The organism is Aestuarium sp., from assembly GCF_023253315.1.
GTDB lineage: Bacteria > Pseudomonadota > Alphaproteobacteria > Rhodobacterales > Rhodobacteraceae > Marivivens > Marivivens donghaensis.
Genome location: NZ_JALRGW010000077.1, coordinates 1 through 1,347 on the forward strand (window position 1 = coordinate 1; position 1,347 = coordinate 1,347).

General features: G+C 63.0%; 1 protein-coding gene. It reads left to right on the top strand.

Annotated elements, in window-relative coordinates:
* On the top strand, positions 1-1,123 hold a 1,123-nt coding region (locus AC1QQ2_RS14205), incomplete at its 5' end, for an RCC1 domain-containing protein (protein ID WP_479713624.1).
* Positions 1,124-1,347 lie beyond the last annotated feature (224 nt).

The window sequence follows — 1,347 nt, forward strand, 5'->3', positions numbered from 1 at the left end:
GATCGACGCGCTCGATGGCGTGGACGTCGCGGGCGTCGACGCGGGCAGTCGAAACGCGTTGGCGACGACGTCGGATGGCGAGCTCTACGCGTGGGGGTGGAATTCCCATCGCACGCTCGGGTTCGATTGGCGCGATCGCGATGAGTTGTACGTGAAGATTCCCGACCGCGTGCGCATGGAAATCGAGGATGGTGGAGGGAAAGTTCGCGTGCGGCGAGCGGCGTTGGGCGGTTGGCACGCGGTGTGCGTGGATTTTAATGGCGACGTCTGGGCGTGGGGAGGGAACGAGCATAATCAGATTGGTGTCACGCGTACGAATGATGATGCGTGCGATGGTGACGTGCCGAATCGGGATTGGGCGGAGGTGCGGTCGATGGTGTCGCCGGGACGTCGCGTGGCGTTGCCGACGGCGATGCGCGAGGTGACGTGCGGTGGAATGTCCTCGTTTGCGCTATCCGTGGATGGGCGCGTTTTCGAGTGGGGGCAAACCACCGAAGACGATGAACCGCACGCGGAGCCGAAACAGTTGAAGTGCGACAAGCACGTGCTGGAGATCGCCGCGGGGAGCTTTCATTTGCTGCTTCGAACGCGAGGCGAAGTTTTAAGTTATGGAAACGGCATGTACGGACAATTAGGTCTCGGGGCGACCGGGGCGAGCGCTGAGCCGTGCGTGATTGAGACATTCGGTATCGGATTCGCGCCGAAGAGTATCGCCGCGGGTGGGTGGCATTCCGCGTGTGTCACCGCGGGCGGTTTGCTTTACACGTGGGGACGTGGCGAATACGGCCGACTCGGACTCGGCGACGATTGCAAGGATAAAGTCACGCCTCAAGTCGTCAATTTAGGCAATGGAGAAGAAACGTTTGTCGATGCCGTCTCACTCGGAGGTTCGCATTCCGTGGCTCTCACCTCTGAAGGACACGTTTTGTCGTGGGGACGAAACACGCTCGGCCGACTCGGGCGTGTCGTTCGCGACCCTTCTCCCGCGTGCGGTTTCCCAGGACGCGTCATCTTCCCCCCACTTCCTGGTGGCGCACAATGGCGCGTCAGTGAAATATCCGCCGGCGGTCGTCACACCCTGGCGTTGGCCACCAAGACGCTCCCGTCGTCGACGGTGGCGTAACCACATTGTACATCACGACGCATGTAACGCACGCAACGCATGTAACACGCTTACGCACACGCTCGCGCTCGCGCTCGCGCACACCGCGCGCGCGCCACCTTTCGATCACCGCGCGGCACCACCCGCGCGCGCGCGCCGCGCCGCGCCGCGCCGCGCGTCGTGTACGCTCGCATCGCGCGCCCGTCGCGTCCCGAGCGTTGTATTTATAAGCCTCTGACGTCACG